Here is a 17,994-nt window from a genome sequence, read left to right as displayed (position 1 = left end):
AGCCTTGCTCCCACATAAATCCCTTAATCACAAGACAGTCACATCAGCAACTGCACAACGCGTTATCCAGCACTTCACGCAGCGCCGAGGGGTGGTCGATCACCACATCCGCGCCCCAGTGCCTGGGGTTGTCGTCCGGGTGGATGTAGCCGTAGGTCACCGCGCAGGTCTTGGTGCCGGCGCTGCGGCCGGACTCGATGTCCCGCAGGTCATCGCCCACGAACAGCACGCTGGCCGGGTCTAGGTCGAGCATCTTGCAGGCCAGGGTCAGCGGTTCCGGGTCCGGCTTGCTGTTTTTCACGTGGTCAGGGCAGATCAGCACTTTCGAGCGCTCGGCCAGGCCCAGTTGCTGCATGATCGGTTCGGCGAAACGCACTGGCTTGTTGGTGACCACGCCCCAGATCAGATTGGCCGCTTCGATATCGGCCAGCACTTCGGCCATGCCGTCGAACAGGTGGCTGTGGACCGCACAACCCTTGAGGTAGCGGTCAAGGAATTCCTGGCGCAGTTCCTCGAACCCTGGTGATTCCGGGTCCATGGAAAAGGTCACCGCGACCATCGCCCGGGCGCCGCCGGAAATCTCGTCGCGAATGTGCTGGGTGTTCATCGGTGGCAAGCCACGGTCGGCGCGCATGGCCTGGCAGATGGCGATGAAGTCCGGCGCGGTGTCGAGCAGCGTGCCGTCCATGTCGAAGAGAACCGCTTTGAGACGCATCGCCTTATTCCTCGCGCAGGGTCTGGATCATGTAGTTGACGTCAACGTCGGCGGCCAGCTTGTAGTGCTTGGTCAGCGGATTGTAGGTCAGGCCGATGATGTCCTTGACGGTCAGCCCGGCCGCGCGGCTCCAGGCGCCCAGTTCGGAGGGGCGGATGAATTTCTTGAAGTCGTGAGTGCCCCGTGGCAACAGCTTCATGATGTATTCGGCGCCGATGATGGCGAACAGGTAGGCCTTCGGGTTGCGGTTGATGGTTGAAAAGAACACCTGGCCGCCCGGCTTGACCATGCGGAAGCAGGCGCGGATGACCGAGGACGGGTCCGGCACGTGTTCGAGCATTTCCAGGCAGGTGACCACGTCGAATTGGCCGGGCATTTCTTCGGCCAGGGCCTCGGCGGTGATCTGCCGGTATTCCACGCTGACGCCTGACTCCAATTGATGCAGTTGCGCCACCGCCAGGGGCGCTTCGCCCATGTCGATGCCCATCACCGTCGCCCCGCGCTGGGCCATGGCCTCACTGAGGATGCCGCCACCGCAACCGACGTCGAGGACCTTCTTGCCGGCCAGGTTGACCCGTTCGTCAATCCAGTTGACCCGCAGTGGGTTGATGTCGTGCAGCGGTTTGAATTCGCTTTCACGGTCCCACCAGCGATGGGCCAGGGCTTCGAACTTGGCGATTTCGGCGTGGTCGACGTTGCTCATGTGCAGATCCTCGAAAAGCTTGAAAAATCAGATGCCCCGAGCCGTGGCTCCAGGGGCGTGGTCATTCGTTGTGGCCGCTGATGCGCCGACCCCAGGCCTGGGCCGTGGCGATCAGTGTCGGTTCGTCCATGCGGGTCAGCCGGCCATCCTCCAGTAACGGCTTGCCGCCTACCCACAGGTATTTGACGCAGTCGCGGCCGGTGGCATAAATCAGTTGCGACACCGGGTCGTAGATCGGCTGCTGGGCCAGGCCAGACAGATCGAAGGCCACCAGGTCGGCGGCCTTGCCGACTTCCAGGGAGCCGACGGTCGCTTCGATCCCCAGCGCCCGGGCACCGTTGAGCGTGGCCATGCGCAGCGCCCGATGGGCATCCAGGGCCGTGGCCGACCCGGCGACGGCCTTGGCCAGCAGGGCGGCGGTGCGGGTTTCGCCGAGCAGGTCCAGGTCGTTGTTGCTCGCCGCACCATCGGTGCCGAGTGCGACATTGACGCCGCCTTGCCACAGGCGCTCCACCGGGCAGAAACCGCTGGCCAGCTTCAGGTTCGATTCCGGGCAATGGATCACGCTGCAATTGCTTTCTACCAGCAGGGCCAGGTCCTCGTCGCTGATCTGAGTCATATGCACAGCCTGGAAGCGTGGCCCCAGCAGGCCCAGACGTGCCAGGCGAGCCATTGGCCGCTCAGCGGTGTTATCCACAGCCTGCTGCACTTCGAAGGCGGTTTCATGAACATGCATATGAATGGCCGCGTCCAGTTCCTCGGCGATCACGCGGATTTTCTCCAGGTTCTCGTCCCCCACCGTGTAGGGGGCGTGCGGGCCGAATGCGACTTTGATCCGCGGATGGTGCTTGAGGTCGCCAAACAATTCGATGCCCTGACGAATGGAGTCGTCGGCGCTGGCGGCACCGGGGATCGGAAAATCGAGGATCGGAATGGCGATTTGCGCGCGAATCCCGCTGTCGTGGACGCGCTCGCTGGCGATCTTGGGGTAGAAATACATGTCGGAGAAGCAGGTGATGCCACCCTTGATCTGCTCGGCGATTGCCAGGTCGGTGCCATCCCGGACGAAATCTTCATCGACCCATTTGGCTTCAGCCGGCCAGATGTGCTGTTCCAGCCAGGTCATCAAGGGCAGATCGTCGGCCAGGCCGCGAAACAGGGTCATGGCCGCGTGGCCGTGGGCGTTGATCAGGCCGGGGCTGAGCAGCATGCCGGGCAGTTCACGGACCTCGGTGGCGTCACACTTCAGGGCTTCTGCCCGTGGACCGATGAACACGATGCAACCGTCGCGAATGCCCAGGCCATGGTCCTTGAGCACTACACCGGCGGGTTCGACAGGCACCAACCAGGTCGGCAGCAATAATAAGTCGAGCGCAACGGCAGGCTTGGGCATCGTGGAACGGTTCCATGGGGTATAAAGGATGGCGAAGTATACCCGAGCGTCTTCGCGGAGGGATCGCTATAATCGGCGGCTTTGTTCATGAGTACGGGGTGAAGGATGCGCGATCGACTATTGGCTGCGGAGAAGGTGAAGGCCATCGATTGGCGTGATGGCGTCCTGTACCTGCTGGACCAGCGTAGCTTGCCGTTCGAGGAAAGCTGGCTCGCCTGCACCCGTATCGCGGATGTGGCCGAGGCCATTGGCTCGATGGCCGTGCGCGGCGCACCGGTCATCGGCATCAGTGCGGCGTATGGCGTGGTGCTGGCGGCGCGGGCCAGGATGGCCGAAGGCGGCGATTGGCAAGCGGCCCTGGAGGCCGATTTTGCCTTGCTGGCCGAGGCCCGGCCGACGGCGGCGAACCTTTTCTGGGCGCTGGATCGAATGCGCGACCGGCTGGGGCGCTTGAAAGAACATGCCGAGCCGCTGGCGGTACTCGAGGCTGAAGCCATCGCGATCCACGTGAGCGATCGCGAAGCCAACCTGACCATGGCCCAGTTGGGGGTCGACCTGATCCGCAAGCACCAGGGCAACGCCCAGGCCATTCTCACCCATGGCAACACCGGCGCCCTGGCCTCCGGCGGTTTTGGCACGGCCTTGGGGGTTATCCGGGGGGCGTATATCGAAGGCATGGTGGAATGCGTCTATGCCGATGAAACCCGGCCGTGGCTGCAAGGCTCGCGCCTGACGGCTTGGGAACTGGCCCGGGAAGGCATTCCGGTGACCCTCAACGCCGATTCCGCCGCCGCCCATATCATGAAGACCAAGGGTGTGACCTGGGTGATCGTCGGTGCCGATTGCATCGCCGCCAATGGCGACGTGGCGAACAAGATCGGCACTTACCAGCTGGCGGTCTGTGCCATGCACCATGGTGTGCGTTTCATGGTGGTGGCGCCGAGCTCGATCATCGACATGAGCCTGGCCAGCGGTGAAGACATCCCGGCGGAGGAGCGCGACGGGCGCGAACTGCTGGAAATCGGCGGCAGGGGGCTCGGCGCGGAGGTGGGCGCCTTCAATCCGGTCTTCGATATCACCCCGGCGGATCTGATCGACGTCATCGTCACGGAAAAGGGCATCATCGAGCGCCCGGACACCGCGAAGCTGGCACAGTTGATGTGCCGCAAGCGGCTGCACTGATGGTTTGTGCTGTCTGACCTGTCGCCATCGCGAGCAAGCTCGCTCCCACATTGGATCGGGTCGTGGCGGAAATCTCGAGCGTGCACAGATCCCTGTGGGAGCGAGCTTACTCGCGATGAGGCCCTTGAAGGCAACAAATCCCTTGCATTTTGCCCCTGAATCTCCATCCACAACGCTTCTAAGCCCCTCTGGTCCCATATCAGCCTGTCACCGGTCAACTAACTACGCACCATGCGCATCTGGGGGATAGGTGCGTGGCGGCTCTTGTGATAACATCCGGCGGTTTCCAGGGCTGCCTCGCGAGGTGGCCTTTACTGCGCAGATCCATGGCATAACTCGTTGATTTGTCGTAAGTCGCTGCACGGCATTTGTTCTGCAGCGGCGAGCTTCGTTCGTCCCATCTGGATGTGACGAGGTTTCACCAGAAAAAGGAATCAGGCTTCTCATGGGCGAACTGGCCAAAGAAATCCTCCCGGTCAATATCGAAGACGAGCTGAAACAGTCCTACCTCGACTACGCAATGAGCGTAATCGTCGGGCGGGCGCTGCCGGATGCGCGCGATGGCTTGAAGCCCGTGCACCGGCGCGTGCTGTTCGCGATGAGTGAGCTGGGCAACGACTTCAACAAGCCGTACAAGAAATCCGCCCGTGTCGTCGGCGACGTGATCGGTAAGTATCACCCCCACGGCGACACTGCCGTGTACGACACCATCGTTCGTATGGCGCAACCCTTCTCCTTGCGCTACCTGCTGGTAGACGGCCAGGGCAACTTCGGTTCGGTGGACGGCGACAACGCCGCGGCCATGCGATACACCGAAGTGCGCATGACCAAGCTGGCCCACGAGCTGCTGGCCGACCTGCACAAGGAAACCGTGGACTGGGTGCCGAACTACGACGGCACCGAAATGATCCCGGCGGTCATGCCGACCCGTATCCCGAACCTGTTGGTCAACGGCTCCAGCGGTATCGCCGTGGGCATGGCGACCAACATCCCGCCGCACAACCTCGGTGAAGTCATCGACGGTTGCCTGGCGCTCATCGACAATCCCGAGCTGACCGTCGATGAGCTGATGCAATACATCCCCGGTCCGGACTTCCCGACCGCTGCGATCATCAACGGTCGCGCCGGCATCATCGAAGCCTACCGTACCGGCCGTGGTCGCATTTACATGCGCGCCCGCTCGACGGTAGAAGACATCGACAAGGTCGGCGGCCGCCAGCAGATCGTCATCACCGAACTGCCGTACCAGCTGAACAAGGCTCGCCTGATCGAGAAGATCGCCGAGCTGGTGAAAGAGAAGAAGCTCGAAGGCATCACCGAGCTGCGTGACGAGTCCGACAAGGATGGCATGCGTGTCGTGATCGAGCTGCGCCGTGGCGAAGTGCCTGAGGTGATCCTCAACAACCTCTACGCCCAGACCCAGTTGCAAAGCGTGTTCGGCATCAACATCGTTGCGCTGATCGACGGCCGTCCGCGGATCCTGAACCTCAAGGACCTGCTGGAAGCCTTCGTGCGTCACCGTCGCGAAGTGGTCACCCGCCGCACGGTGTTTGAACTGCGCAAGGCCCGCGAGCGTGGCCACATTCTCGAAGGCCAGGCCGTCGCCCTGTCGAACATCGACCCGGTGATCGCCTTGATCAAGGCCTCGCCAACTCCGTCGGAAGCCAAGGAGGCGCTGATCAGCACCCCTTGGGAGTCCACTGCGGTGGTGGCGATGGTCGAGCGCGCTGGCGCCGATTCGTGCCGCCCGGAGAACCTCGACCCGCAATACGGTCTGCGCGAAGGCAAGTACTTCCTGTCCCCGGAACAGGCGCAAGCCATCCTGGAACTGCGCCTGCACCGCCTGACCGGCCTCGAGCACGAGAAGCTGCTGGCCGAGTACCAGGAAATCCTCAACCAGATCGGCGAGCTGATCCGCATCCTCAACAGCGCTACGCGCCTGATGGAAGTGATTCGCGAAGAGCTGGAAGTGATCCGCGCCGAATACGGCGACGTGCGCCGCACCGAGATCCTCGATGCGCGCCTGGACCTGACCCTGGGTGACATGATCCCGGAAGAAGAGCGCGTGGTGACCATTTCCCACGGCGGCTACGCCAAGACCCAGCCGCTGGCCGCCTACCAGGCCCAGCGTCGCGGCGGCAAGGGCAAGTCCGCGACTGGCGTCAAGGACGAGGACTACATCGCTCACCTGCTGGTCGCCAACAGCCACACCACGCTGCTGCTGTTTTCCAGCAAGGGCAAGGTGTACTGGCTCAAGACCTACGAAATCCCGGAAGCGTCCCGTGCCGCTCGCGGCCGTCCGCTGGTCAACCTGTTGCCGCTGGACGATGGTGAATACATCACCACCATGTTGCCGGTGGAAGAGTACACCGAGGGGCACTACATCTTCATGGCCACCGCCAACGGAACCGTGAAGAAGACCCCGCTGGAGTCCTTCAGCCGTCAGCGCAGCGTCGGTCTGATCGCCCTGGAGCTGGACGAAGGTGACGTGCTGATCTCCGCCGCCATCACCGACGGCGAGCGTGAGGTCATGCTGTTCTCCGACGGCGGCAAGGTCACTCGCTTCAAGGAATCCGACGTTCGCGCCATGGGCCGTACCGCTCGCGGTGTGCGCGGCATGCGCCTGCCGGAAGGCCAGAAGCTGATTTCCATGCTGATCCCCGAAGAAGGCAGTCAGATCCTCACCGCTTCGGCCCGTGGTTATGGCAAGCGCACGGCTATCAGCGAGTTCCCCGAGTACAAGCGTGGCGGCCAGGGCGTGATCGCCATGGTCAGCAACGAGCGCAACGGTCGTCTGGTCGGTGCGGTCCAGGTGCTCGATGGCGAGGAGATCATGTTGATCTCCGACCAGGGCACCCTGGTGCGCACGCGGGTCGCCGAAGTGTCGAGCCTGGGTCGTAACACCCAGGGCGTGACGCTGATCAAGCTGGCCAGTGATGAAACGCTGGTCGGGCTGGAGCGGGTCCAGGAGCCGTCGGAGGTTGAAGGCGAGGAGTTGGACGGCGAGGAAGGCGTGGCGTTCGACGGTACCCTCGGTGCCGATGTCGACGACGCTGTCGGCGAGCAACCGCTCGACGCTGCCGCAGACGAAGAAGAACCGCAGGACTAAGCGGACACGCAGGGGGCGGATGAAGATTCGCCCCCTTGTTGTTTGTCCCGTTTGAAATTCTGTGGGAGCAAGGCTTGCCCGCGATAGCGATAGATGAGTCGACATCGTGTTGAATGCAGGTCTGCAATCGCGGGCAAGCCTTGCTCCCACGGCGGGCACCCGCTGTACCGTATTAATGTGTGACCACCAGATCAGAGCGAGATTGGATGTGAGCAAGAGAGCCTATAACTTCTGTGCCGGCCCGGCGGCGCTTCCTGAAGCGGTCCTGAAGCGTGCCCAGGGTGAACTTCTCGACTGGCACGGCAAGGGCCTGTCGGTCATGGAAATGAGCCATCGCAGCGATGAGTTCGTGTCCATTGCCACCAAGGCCGAGCAGGACCTGCGTGATCTGCTGAACATCCCGTCCAACTACAAGGTGCTGTTCCTGCAAGGCGGCGCGAGCCAGCAGTTCGCCCAGATCCCGCTGAACCTGCTGCCGGAAAGCGGCAAGGCCGACTACATCGACACCGGCATCTGGTCGCAGAAAGCCATCGAAGAAGCTTCGCGCTACGGTCACGTCAACGTGGCTGCCACCGCCAAGCCCTACGACTATTTCGCGATTCCCGGCCAGAACGAGTGGAACCTGTCCAAGGACGCGGCCTACGTTCACTACGCACCCAACGAAACCATCGGTGGCCTGGAATTCAACTGGATCCCGGAAACGGGCGACGTGCCATTGGTGGCCGACATGTCCTCGGACATTCTCTCGCGCCCTGTGGATATCTCCCGTTTCGGCATGATCTACGCGGGTGCCCAGAAGAACATCGGCCCAAGCGGCATCCTGGTCAGCATCATCCGTGAAGACTTGCTGGGGCGTGCCCGCTCCCTGTGCCCGACCATGCTCAACTACAAGGTCGCGGCCGACAACGGCTCGATGTACAACACCCCGCCGACCCTGGCCTGGTACCTGTCGGGCCTGGTGTTCGAATGGCTGAAGGAGCAGGGCGGTGTCGAAGCCATCGGCAAGCTCAATGAAGTGAAGCAGCGCACGCTGTATGACTTCATCGACGCCAGCGGCCTCTACAGCAACCCGATCAACAAGACCGATCGCTCGTGGATGAACGTGCCGTTCCGCCTGGCCGATGACCGTCTCGACAAACCATTCCTGGCCGGTGCCGACGAGCGCGGCCTGCTGAACCTCAAGGGCCACCGTTCGGTCGGTGGCATGCGCGCCTCCATCTACAACGCCGTCGACATCAACGCCGTCAATGCGTTGATCGCCTACATGGCAGAGTTCGAGAAGGAACATGGCTGATGTCTGAGCAAGAACTCAAGGCGCTGCGCCTGCGTATCGATGCCCTGGACGAAAAGGTCCTGGAGCTGATCAGCGAGCGCGCGCGCTGCGCCCAGGAAGTCGCCCGGGTGAAGATGGCCTCCCTGGCCGAAGGCGAAGTGCCGGTGTTCTATCGCCCCGAGCGTGAAGCGCAGGTGCTCAAGCGTGTCATGGAGCGCAACAAGGGGCCGCTGGGCAACGAAGAGATGGCGCGTCTGTTCCGCGAAATCATGTCTTCGTGCCTGGCCCTCGAGCAGCCGCTGAAAGTCGCCTACCTGGGCCCGGAAGGCACCTTCACCCAGGCGGCGGCCATGAAGCACTTCGGTCACGCCGTGATCAGCAAGCCAATGGCGGCCATTGACGAAGTGTTCCGTGAAGTGGCCGCCGGCGCGGTGAATTTTGGCGTGGTGCCGGTGGAGAACTCCACCGAAGGCGCGGTCAACCACACGCTGGACAGCTTCCTCGAGCACGACATGGTGATCTGCGGCGAAGTCGAGTTGCGCATCCACCACCACCTGCTGGTGGGCGAGAACACCAAGACCGACAGCATCAGCCGGATCTATTCCCACGCCCAGTCGTTGGCCCAGTGCCGCAAGTGGCTGGACGCCCACTATCCGAACGTCGAGCGCGTGGCGGTATCGAGCAACGCCGAGGCGGCCAAGCGGGTCAAGGGCGAGTGGAACTCGGCGGCGATTGCTGGCGATATGGCGGCCGGCCTCTATGGGCTGACGCGCCTGGCGGAAAAAATCGAGGATCGCCCGGACAACTCCACGCGATTCCTGATGATCGGCAGCCAGGAAGTCCCGCCGACCGGCGACGACAAGACCTCGATCATCGTTTCCATGAGCAACAAGCCCGGCGCGCTCCATGAACTGCTGGTGCCGTTCCATGACAACGGTATCGACCTGACGCGGATCGAGACCCGTCCGTCGCGCAGCGGTAAATGGACCTACGTGTTCTTCATCGATTTCGTCGGCCACCACCGCGATCCGCTGGTAAAAGGTGTGCTGGAGAAAATCAGTCAGGAAGCAGTGGCACTCAAGGTGCTGGGTTCCTACCCCAAGGCAGTTCTTTAAGGGCGGATAGCAAATGAGTGGCAACTTCCTCGCTCTGGCTCAGCCAGGCGTGCAACAACTCTCGCCTTACGTTCCGGGCAAGCCCGTGGACGAACTGGCCCGTGAGCTGGACCTGGATCCGGCCAGCATCGTCAAGTTGGCGAGCAACGAAAACCCGTTGGGCGCGAGCCCCAAGGCACTGGCGGCGATCCGCGACGAACTGGCCGAGCTGACCCGTTACCCCGATGGCAATGGCTTTGCACTCAAGAGCCTGCTGGCCGAGCGCTGTGGTGTCGAGCTGAACCAGGTGACGCTGGGCAATGGTTCCAACGATATCCTTGAGCTGGTCGCTCGTGCGTACCTGGCGCCAGGTCTCAACGCGGTGTTCAGCGAGCACGCGTTCGCGGTCTACCCGATCGCGACCCAGGCCGTCGGCGCGGACGCCCGTGTGGTTCCCGCCAAGGACTGGGGGCACGATCTGCCGGCCATGCTGGCCGCCATCGATGCCAACACCCGTGTGGTTTTCATTGCCAACCCGAACAACCCGACCGGCACCTGGTTCGATGCCCAGGCCCTGGATGACTTCCTCCAGGACGTGCCCGCGCACGTGCTGGTGGTGTTGGACGAGGCTTACATCGAATATGCCGAAGGCAGCGATTTGCCCGATGGCCTGGATTTTCTCGCGGCTTACCCGAACCTGCTGGTTTCGCGCACCTTCTCCAAAGCCTATGGGCTGGCCTCGCTGCGGGTCGGCTACGGCCTGTCCACCGCCGTGGTGGCCGATGTGCTGAACCGCGTGCGTCAGCCGTTCAACGTCAACAGCTTCGCCCTGGCCGCCGCCTGTGCGGCCTTGCAGGATGAAGCCTACCTGGCTGAAAGCCGTCGCCTCAACGCGGCCGGCATGCAGCAGTTGGAGGCGGGGCTGCGTGAGCTGGGGCTGGGCTGGATTCCATCCAAAGGCAATTTCATCTGCATAGACCTGGGGTGTGTCGCCGCGCCGGTGTACCAGGGGCTGTTGCGCGAAGGTGTGATCGTGCGTCCGGTGGCCAATTACGGCATGCCGAACCACCTGCGCATCACCATCGGCCTGCCGGCGGAAAACAGCCGTTTCCTCGAGGCGTTGAGCAAGGTCCTGGTTCGTGGTTGATGTCACTTCGTTGCAACCTGCTGCCCCTATGATCGGTCGCCTGGTGGTGGTCGGCCTGGGGTTGATCGGCGGTTCGTTCGCCAAGGGCTTGCGTGAAAGCGGCCTGTGCCGTGAGGTGGTCGGTGTCGACCTGGACCCGCAATCGCGCAAGCTGGCGGTGGAGCTGGGTGTGGTCGATCGCTGCGAGGATGACCTGGCGATCGCTTGCCAGGGCGCGGACGTGATCCAGCTGGCAGTGCCGATCCTGGCCATGGAAAAACTGCTGGCACGCCTGGCGAGCATGAATTTGGGTCAGGCGATCCTGACCGATGTCGGCAGCGCCAAGGGCAACGTCGTGCGTGCCGCCACCGAGGCGTTCGGCGGGATGCCGGCGCGCTTCGTGCCCGGTCATCCGATTGCCGGCTCCGAGCAGAGCGGGGTGGAAGCCTCCAACGCCGAACTGTTTCGTCGTCACAAAGTGATTCTCACGCCGCTGGACCAGACGGATCCAGCCGCGTTGGCGGTGGTGGACCGTTTGTGGCGCGAACTGGGTGCCGATGTCGAGCACATGCAGGTCCAGCGTCACGATGAAGTACTGGCCGCCACCAGCCATTTGCCGCACCTGTTGGCGTTCGGCCTGGTGGATTCATTGGCCAAACGCAATGAAAATCTTGAGATCTTCCGTTACGCTGCCGGCGGTTTCCGCGATTTCACGAGAATCGCCGGAAGCGACCCGGTCATGTGGCACGACATCTTCCTCGCCAACCGCGAAGCTGTCTTGCGCACACTCGATACATTTCGCAGCGACCTCGACGCCTTGCGCGACGCGGTCGATGCAGGGGACGGGCACCAATTGCTGGGCGTTTTTACACGCGCCAGGGTGGCCCGCGAGCATTTCAGTAAAATCCTGGCCCGACGGGCCTATGTGGACGCTATGAACTCCAACGATCTGATTTTCCTGGCACAACCTGGTGGCTCCCTGAGTGGGCGTATTCGTGTACCGGGCGATAAATCGATTTCCCACCGTTCGATCATGCTTGGCTCCCTGGCCGAAGGCGTGACCGAGGTGGAAGGCTTCCTCGAGGGCGAAGACGCCCTGGCGACGCTGCAAGCGTTTCGCGACATGGGGGTGGTCATCGAAGGTCCGCACCACGGTCGCGTGACCATCCATGGTGTCGGCCTGCACGGCCTCAAGCCTGCCCCAGGGCCGATCTACCTGGGTAACTCCGGGACTTCGATGCGTCTGTTGTCCGGCTTGTTGGCTGCGCAGGACTTCGACAGCACCCTGACCGGCGATGCCTCGCTGTCCAAGCGCCCGATGAATCGTGTCGCCAACCCGTTGCGGGAAATGGGCGCGGTCATCGAGACTGCCGCCGACGGTCGTCCGCCGATGACCATCCGCGGTGGCAACAAGCTCAAGGGCCTGACCTACACCATGCCGATGGCCAGCGCCCAGGTGAAATCCTGCCTGCTGCTGGCCGGTCTCTACGCCGAGGGCAAGACCACCGTCACCGAGCCGGCCCCGACCCGCGACCACACCGAGCGCATGCTGCGCGGCTTCGGCTACCCGGTCACGGTGGACGGCGCCACGGCGTCCGTCGAGTCTGGTAACAAGCTGACCGCGACCCACATCGAAGTGCCGGGCGATATCTCGTCTTCGGCATTCTTCCTGGTGGCCGCCTCGATCGCCGAAGGCTCCGACCTGGTGCTCGAGCACGTCGGCATCAACCCGACCCGTACCGGCGTGATCGACATCCTGCGCCTGATGGGCGCCGACATTACGTTGGAAAACCAGCGTGAGGTCGGCGGCGAACCCGTAGCGGACCTGCACGTACGAGCAGCTAAACTCAAGGGTATCGAGATTCCGGAGGCGCTGGTTCCGCTGGCCATCGACGAGTTCCCGGTGCTGTTCGTGGCGGCCGCCTGCGCAGAAGGGCGCACCGTGCTGACTGGCGCCGAAGAGCTGCGGGTCAAGGAGTCGGATCGCATCCAGGTGATGGCTGATGGCTTGCTCGCCTTGGGCGTCAAGTGCCAGCCGACGCCGGACGGCATCATCATCGACGGCGGCCAGATCGGCGGCGGCGAAGTCCATGGTCACGGTGATCACCGCATCGCCATGGCCTTCAGTGTTGCGTCTTTGCGCGCCAGCGCGCCGATTCGCATCCATGATTGCGCCAACGTGGCCACGTCGTTCCCGAATTTCCTGGCGCTGTGCGCACAGGTCGGTATTCGAGTAGCACAAGAGGCGCAGTCGTGAACATCAAGGCACCGGTCATCACCATCGATGGCCCAAGCGGTTCGGGCAAGGGCACCGTCGCCGGGATCCTGGCCAGGCAGTTGGGCTGGAACCTGCTCGACTCGGGTGCCTTGTACCGGCTGCTGGCATTCGCCGCCGCCAACCATGGCGTCGACCTGACCAATGAAGAATTGCTCAAGGCGCTGGCGGCTCACCTGGACGTGCAATTCATTGCTGCGACCGACGGCCAGCTCCAGCGCATTATCCTGGAAGGTGACGAAGTCAGTGATGTCATCCGTACCGAAAGCGTGGGCGCCGGGGCCTCCCAGGTCGCCGCGCTGCCAGCGGTGCGCGAAGCGTTGCTGCAGCGTCAGCGCGCTTTCCAGGAGCCGCCGGGGCTGGTGGCCGATGGTCGCGACATGGGCACGGTGGTCTTTCCTGACGCGCCGTTGAAGATTTTCCTCACCGCCAGCGCCGAGGAGAGGGCGCGTCGCCGATATTTGCAGTTGAAGGGCAAAGGCGAGGATGTTAGTCTGTCGAGTCTGCTAGATGAGATCCGTGCACGCGACGAGCGTGACACCCAGCGCGCAGTAGCCCCGCTCAAGCCGGCGGCCGATGCGATACAGCTGGATTCAACGGAGTTGTCCATCGATCAGGTGCTGCAACGCATCATGAGCGAGATTGCCATTCGCGATATCGCCGGGTGACCAGGAAGCTTCGCAGGGGACCAGTCATAGTCCTGCGATGCTTCTTTTATATGAAACTAACCCACACCGTCTGGGGTGTGGAGGCGGGCGTATTCTTCGCCCTAATCAACAGGAATTAAAATGAGCGAAAGCTTTGCGGAACTCTTTGAAGAAAGCCTGAAAACCCTGAACCTTCAGGCAGGCTCCATCATCACCGGTGTTATCGTTGATATCGATTACCAGGCTCGCTGGGTAACCGTTCACGCTGGTCTGAAGTCTGAAGCACTCATCCCGCTTGAGCAGTTCTACAACGACGCTGGCGAACTGAACATCAACGTCGGTGACGAAGTTCACGTTGCGCTGGACTCGGTTGAAGATGGCTTTGGTGAAACCAAGCTGTCCCGTGAAAAAGCCAAGCGCGCTGAATGCTGGATCGTTCTGGAAGCGGCTTTCGCAGCTGAGGAAGTGGTCAAGGGCGTTATCAACGGTAAGGTTAAAGGCGGCTTCACTGTCGACGTTAACGGCATCCGTGCGTTCCTGCCAGGTTCCCTGGTTGACGTCCGTCCAGTGCGCGACACCACGCACCTGGAAGGCAAAGAGCTGGAATTCAAGGTCATCAAGCTGGACCAGAAGCGCAACAACGTTGTCGTTTCCCGTCGCAGTGTCCTGGAAGCCGAGAACTCCGCCGAGCGTGAAGCTCTGCTGGAATCGCTGCAGGAAGGCCAACAGGTCAAGGGTATCGTCAAGAACCTCACCGATTACGGCGCATTCGTCGATCTGGGTGGCGTCGATGGCCTGCTGCACATCACCGACATGGCCTGGAAGCGTATCAAGCATCCTTCGGAAATCGTCAACGTTGGCGACGAGATCGATGTCAAGGTTCTGAAGTACGATCGCGAGCGCAATCGTGTTTCCCTGGGCCTCAAGCAACTGGGTGAAGATCCATGGGTTGCTATCAAAGCCCGTTACCCAGAAGGCACCCGCGTCACCGCTCGTGTTACCAACCTCACCGACTACGGCTGCTTCGCTGAGCTGGAAGAAGGCGTTGAAGGCCTGGTACACGTTTCCGAAATGGACTGGACCAACAAGAACATCCACCCTTCGAAAGTCGTACAAGTCGGCGACGAAGTGGAAGTCATGGTTCTGGACATCGACGAAGAGCGTCGTCGTATCTCCCTCGGCATCAAGCAGTGCAAGTCCAACCCATGGGAAGACTTCTCTGGCCAGTTCAACAAGGGCGATAAAATCTCCGGCACCATCAAGTCGATCACCGATTTCGGTATCTTCATTGGTCTGGACGGCGGCATCGACGGCCTGGTTCACCTGTCCGACATCTCCTGGAACGAAGTGGGCGAAGAAGCCGTACGCCGTTTCAAGAAGGGCGACGAGCTGGACACCGTTATCCTGTCGGTTGACCCAGAGCGCGAGCGTATCTCCCTGGGTATCAAGCAACTGGAAAGCGATCCGTTCTCCGAGTACGTTCAAGAGAACGACAAAGGCGCAATCGTTAAGGGCATCGTGAAAGAAGTTGACGCCAAAGGCGCCATCATCACCCTGGCCGACGATATCGAAGCGACTCTGAAAGCCTCCGAAATCAGCCGTGACCGCGTTGAAGACGCGCGCAACGTCCTGAAAGAAGGCGAAGAAGTAGAAGCCAAGATCATCAGCGTTGACCGCAAGAGTCGCGTAATCCAGCTCTCCATCAAGTCGAAAGACGATGCTGAAGAGAAAGAAGCAATCCAGAGCCTGCGCGACAAGCCAGCCGCTGACATTGCTGCTGGTCCTACCACTCTGGGCGACCTGCTGCGTGCACAAATGGAAAAACAGAACTGAGTTCTGTCAGACCATGAAAAAGGGCGACTTCGGTCGCCCTTTTTTGTGGGCGCGATATTTCAAGGTTCTTTGCTTCCTGAAAACCGTTGTCGATGACGGGTTCATTCAGGGCATTGCGAAACCAATCCTGCAACCAAGGTGTCTCTTTTATGTAGCAGATCACTCGTCTATTCAGGGCGAGGCTCCGACTTGTATAAGTGATCGATCTGGGTCTTTGTCTAAAGGAATTGAATGAATAGGCTCTTTCTGGTGTTAAGTGTCCTGATGGTGGCGGGTTGCTCTACGAGCGCCAAGACCCATGCAGTGCGTGGAGTCAGTGGTATCGAGGTCGACTGTTCGGGGCTGGGCTCTGGCTGGGAGAAGTGCCATAAGAGGGCTGCCAGGGAGTGCAAAGGGGCTGGCTACAAGGTCATTACCCGGTCCGACGACGCGAAGGATGACGATCAGTATCCTTTTGGTTTTAATCCGGCTGGCTATTTGACTCGTACGATGCTGGTCATCTGTCGATAGCTTGAGGAAAACTTCCTGTCTGCATGGAAAGAAGTGACAAGGGAGCGGTGAAGAATGTCAATACTTGGGCTGTTCAAATCCCTCCGGTCATGCTAAAACCTTTTCAAGCGATTTTCCTAGCTGCTTGAAAAAGAAGGGAAAAATATGACGAAGTCGGAGTTGATCGAACGAATTGTCACCCATCAAGGGCTACTCTCATCCAAGGATGTGGAGCTGGCCATCAAGACCATGCTTGAACAAATGTCCCAGTGCCTGGCAACGGGGGATCGTATTGAAATCCGTGGTTTTGGCAGCTTTTCCCTGCATTACCGCGCCCCGCGTGTAGGTCGAAATCCAAAGACCGGTCAATCTGTCAGCCTCGATGGAAAGTTTGTCCCTCATTTCAAGCCGGGCAAAGAGCTTAGGGATCGTGTCAATGAGGAGGAGGGGGATGAGCTCTGACGCAGCACCTAAACAGAGGAGTCTTCATGCGGAACTTTAAGCGTTTGGCCCTTGTCGTACTGGTGCTACTTGTGGCCTCGGCTATTGTCCTGTTCGTACTTGAAAACTCCCAGTCTGTCGTGTTGTTGTTCCTGGGTTGGCCGACGCCGCAGGCTCCTGTTTCAGTTTTCGTGCTGTCGGCGTTTCTCGCTGGTATGATGATCGGCCCCTTGCTCGTGTGGTTCATGGGGGCGCGCAGGCGACTTAAATAAATGGATGTGTGGCCCAAGAGTTTTGGTAAGGATCACTATCTGTAATTTTTCTGACTTTGGGTGTGTTTTGTTCGTATTTAATCTAACTCAGTTTGCCGTTGTGTCCGACGTTTTGAATGTGTTTGATGTGTCTACAAACGCGATGCTAAGCGAGGTCTTTTATGCAAAGTGATCGTGTTGACGTACGGCGCGAAGATGAAATTGATCTTGTTGAGCTGGTTCGAGGGCTTTGGGCTCAAAAATGGCTGATTTTGGGCGTCACTTTTTTGGTCACTATCGGCGCAGGCCTTTATGCGTTCCTTAGTAAGCCTGTCTATGAAGCTAAGCTTTTTATCATGCCGCCTACTCAGAATGATATTGCTGAGTTGAATTATGGTCGTGGGAAAAGTACGGAGTTGGATATTTATTCTATCCGGCACGTTTATGACGTTTTTGCTCGCAATCTTCAGGCGGAGACACTTCGTCAGAAGTTCTTTAATGAGGTTTACCTTCCTTCGCTTGATGAGTCCAGGCGGAAGGGAACGCTTGATAGCTTGTACGAGCGATTCTCCCGAGAGTTGGTAATAAGGGGGCCTGGTAAAGATACGCCTGACCGTTTCTCGATTGCCGTTCAAGGTGCAGACGCTGCTCAAGCCACTGAATGGGCAAAGAGTTATGTCCAGCGTGCTAGTCAGGCGGCTGAGTCTGAGTTGATCAAAAACGTCACGGCCGAAGCTTCGGTCAGGGCGCGAAATTTGGAGCAACGAATCGTCAGCTTACGTGAGAATGCACAGCGCGTACGCGAGGACCGTATTCAACAGCTGCGCGAAGCGTTGAAGGTTGCTAAGGCAATTGGTCTGACTACTCCGGCAATTAACTCCACCGCCGCAGTAGATATCACCGTGGAAACGGGAAATAAAATGGACTATCAGCGGGGAAGTAAAGCACTGGCGGCTGAGATTGATGCGCTGGAGACTAGATCTTCCGATGATGCTTTTATTAATGATTTGCGTTCGCTGCAAATGAGGTATAACTTTTATCGTAAGTTAAATATTGACGCTGAACGTATTGAAGTGTATCGGCAGGACGGCAGTGTTGAGGTGCCCGAGAATCCGATAAAGCCTAAAAAAGGTTTGATCCTGGTGTTGGGGGTCTTGGCAGGGTTGCTGTTGGGCGGGTTTGTCGCGTTGATCAGGTTTGTATTGAATCGCAATGCGGAAGCGCAACGAGGTGGCCAAGCCAGTCTCGGCTAAATGCCGGTTTAACGGCATAAGTTATATAGAGAGCAAGTGATCTCTGTTCGGTTTTATTGAGCCTGTCGGCATTAGGATTATCCAGTGCAGGCAGGCTTTTTTGGTGCAAGGAACGCTCTACGCGCTACTGGTTGACTGGTCTTTGTTTCACGCACTGGCTCGCTTGTTGCTTTCTGACGGGGTTGGCATTAGGTGTGTGATCGTCTCGGT

The 17,994-nt window shown here is 60.1% G+C and carries 15 protein-coding genes; 12 read left to right on the top strand and 3 right to left on the bottom strand.

Going from position 1 to position 17,994, the window contains the following annotated elements; translation table 11 throughout:
• Window positions 1–43: 43 nt before the first annotated feature.
• From mupP to BLQ55_RS06140, 3 genes are all read right to left on the bottom strand, one after another.
• A complete protein-coding gene (mupP, locus tag BLQ55_RS06150) occupies window positions 44–715 on the bottom strand; it encodes an N-acetylmuramic acid 6-phosphate phosphatase MupP (RefSeq protein ID WP_060738596.1) in 672 nt (223 codons plus the stop codon).
• A 4-nt stretch (window positions 716–719) separates the two neighbouring features.
• Entirely contained in the window at window positions 720–1,418 is a 699-nt protein-coding gene (gene ubiG, locus BLQ55_RS06145) for a bifunctional 2-polyprenyl-6-hydroxyphenol methylase/3-demethylubiquinol 3-O-methyltransferase UbiG (RefSeq protein WP_063322361.1), read from the bottom strand.
• 61 nt (window positions 1,419–1,479) lie between these two features.
• Entirely contained in the window at window positions 1,480–2,811 is a 1,332-nt protein-coding gene (locus tag BLQ55_RS06140; RefSeq protein ID WP_092252951.1) for a TRZ/ATZ family hydrolase, read from the bottom strand.
• A 105-nt stretch (window positions 2,812–2,916) separates the two neighbouring features.
• On the opposite strand from BLQ55_RS06140, the gene mtnA reads away from it, so the two are divergent.
• The 12 genes from mtnA (at window position 2,917) to BLQ55_RS06080 (ending at window position 17,784) form a co-directional block, all read left to right on the top strand.
• On the top strand, window positions 2,917–3,993 hold the full coding sequence (gene mtnA / locus BLQ55_RS06135) for an S-methyl-5-thioribose-1-phosphate isomerase (RefSeq protein WP_092252949.1): 1,077 nt from the start codon (window positions 2,917–2,919) through the stop codon (window positions 3,991–3,993).
• Between the two features lie 445 nt (window positions 3,994–4,438).
• Window positions 4,439–7,102: a DNA gyrase subunit A gene (gene gyrA / locus BLQ55_RS06130; protein ID WP_092197709.1), complete on the top strand. Its 2,664-nt coding sequence runs from the start codon at window positions 4,439–4,441 to the stop codon at window positions 7,100–7,102.
• 208 nt (window positions 7,103–7,310) lie between these two features.
• Complete coding sequence (gene serC / locus BLQ55_RS06125) at window positions 7,311–8,396, top strand: 3-phosphoserine/phosphohydroxythreonine transaminase (RefSeq protein ID WP_003199231.1); 1,086 nt, start codon at window positions 7,311–7,313, stop codon at window positions 8,394–8,396.
• On the top strand, window positions 8,396–9,490 hold the full coding sequence (gene pheA, locus BLQ55_RS06120) for a prephenate dehydratase (RefSeq protein WP_003199233.1): 1,095 nt from the start codon (window positions 8,396–8,398) through the stop codon (window positions 9,488–9,490). Before serC ends, pheA begins: the two co-directional genes overlap by 1 nt.
• A gap of 13 nt (window positions 9,491–9,503) precedes the next feature.
• Entirely contained in the window at window positions 9,504–10,616 is a 1,113-nt protein-coding gene (gene hisC, locus BLQ55_RS06115) for a histidinol-phosphate transaminase (protein ID WP_092252947.1), read from the top strand.
• Window positions 10,617–10,644: 28 nt separating this feature from the next.
• On the top strand, window positions 10,645–12,852 hold the full coding sequence (locus BLQ55_RS06110; protein WP_256326542.1) for a bifunctional prephenate dehydrogenase/3-phosphoshikimate 1-carboxyvinyltransferase: 2,208 nt from the start codon (window positions 10,645–10,647) through the stop codon (window positions 12,850–12,852).
• The gene (cmk, locus tag BLQ55_RS06105; RefSeq protein WP_014337227.1) at window positions 12,849–13,538 is read left to right on the top strand and encodes a (d)CMP kinase; all 690 of its coding nucleotides are present in this window, start codon (window positions 12,849–12,851) and stop codon (window positions 13,536–13,538) included. The genes BLQ55_RS06110 and cmk overlap by 4 nt, the downstream gene beginning before the upstream one ends.
• A 120-nt stretch (window positions 13,539–13,658) precedes the next feature.
• Window positions 13,659–15,350: a 30S ribosomal protein S1 gene (gene rpsA / locus BLQ55_RS06100; RefSeq protein ID WP_053120388.1), complete on the top strand. Its 1,692-nt coding sequence runs from the start codon at window positions 13,659–13,661 to the stop codon at window positions 15,348–15,350.
• Between the two features lie 231 nt (window positions 15,351–15,581).
• Window positions 15,582–15,860: a hypothetical protein gene (locus BLQ55_RS06095; RefSeq protein ID WP_092252943.1), complete on the top strand. Its 279-nt coding sequence runs from the start codon at window positions 15,582–15,584 to the stop codon at window positions 15,858–15,860.
• A 144-nt stretch (window positions 15,861–16,004) separates the two neighbouring features.
• The gene (gene ihfB / locus BLQ55_RS06090) at window positions 16,005–16,301 is read left to right on the top strand and encodes an integration host factor subunit beta (RefSeq protein WP_003199243.1); all 297 of its coding nucleotides are present in this window, start codon (window positions 16,005–16,007) and stop codon (window positions 16,299–16,301) included.
• A gap of 26 nt (window positions 16,302–16,327) precedes the next feature.
• Window positions 16,328–16,552: a LapA family protein gene (locus tag BLQ55_RS06085; protein ID WP_092252941.1), complete on the top strand. Its 225-nt coding sequence runs from the start codon at window positions 16,328–16,330 to the stop codon at window positions 16,550–16,552.
• Between the two features lie 161 nt (window positions 16,553–16,713).
• Window positions 16,714–17,784: an LPS O-antigen chain length determinant protein WzzB gene (locus BLQ55_RS06080; protein WP_092252939.1), complete on the top strand. Its 1,071-nt coding sequence runs from the start codon at window positions 16,714–16,716 to the stop codon at window positions 17,782–17,784.
• The last annotated feature ends 210 nt before the right edge of the window (window positions 17,785–17,994 follow it).

The organism is Pseudomonas sp. NFACC13-1 (assembly GCF_900104425.1).
In the GTDB taxonomy this organism is placed as follows: domain Bacteria; phylum Pseudomonadota; class Gammaproteobacteria; order Pseudomonadales; family Pseudomonadaceae; genus Aquipseudomonas; species Aquipseudomonas fluorescens_AA.
The sequence above is the reverse complement of the archived record's forward strand: the minus strand, read 5'-3'. Positions and strand labels throughout refer to the sequence as shown.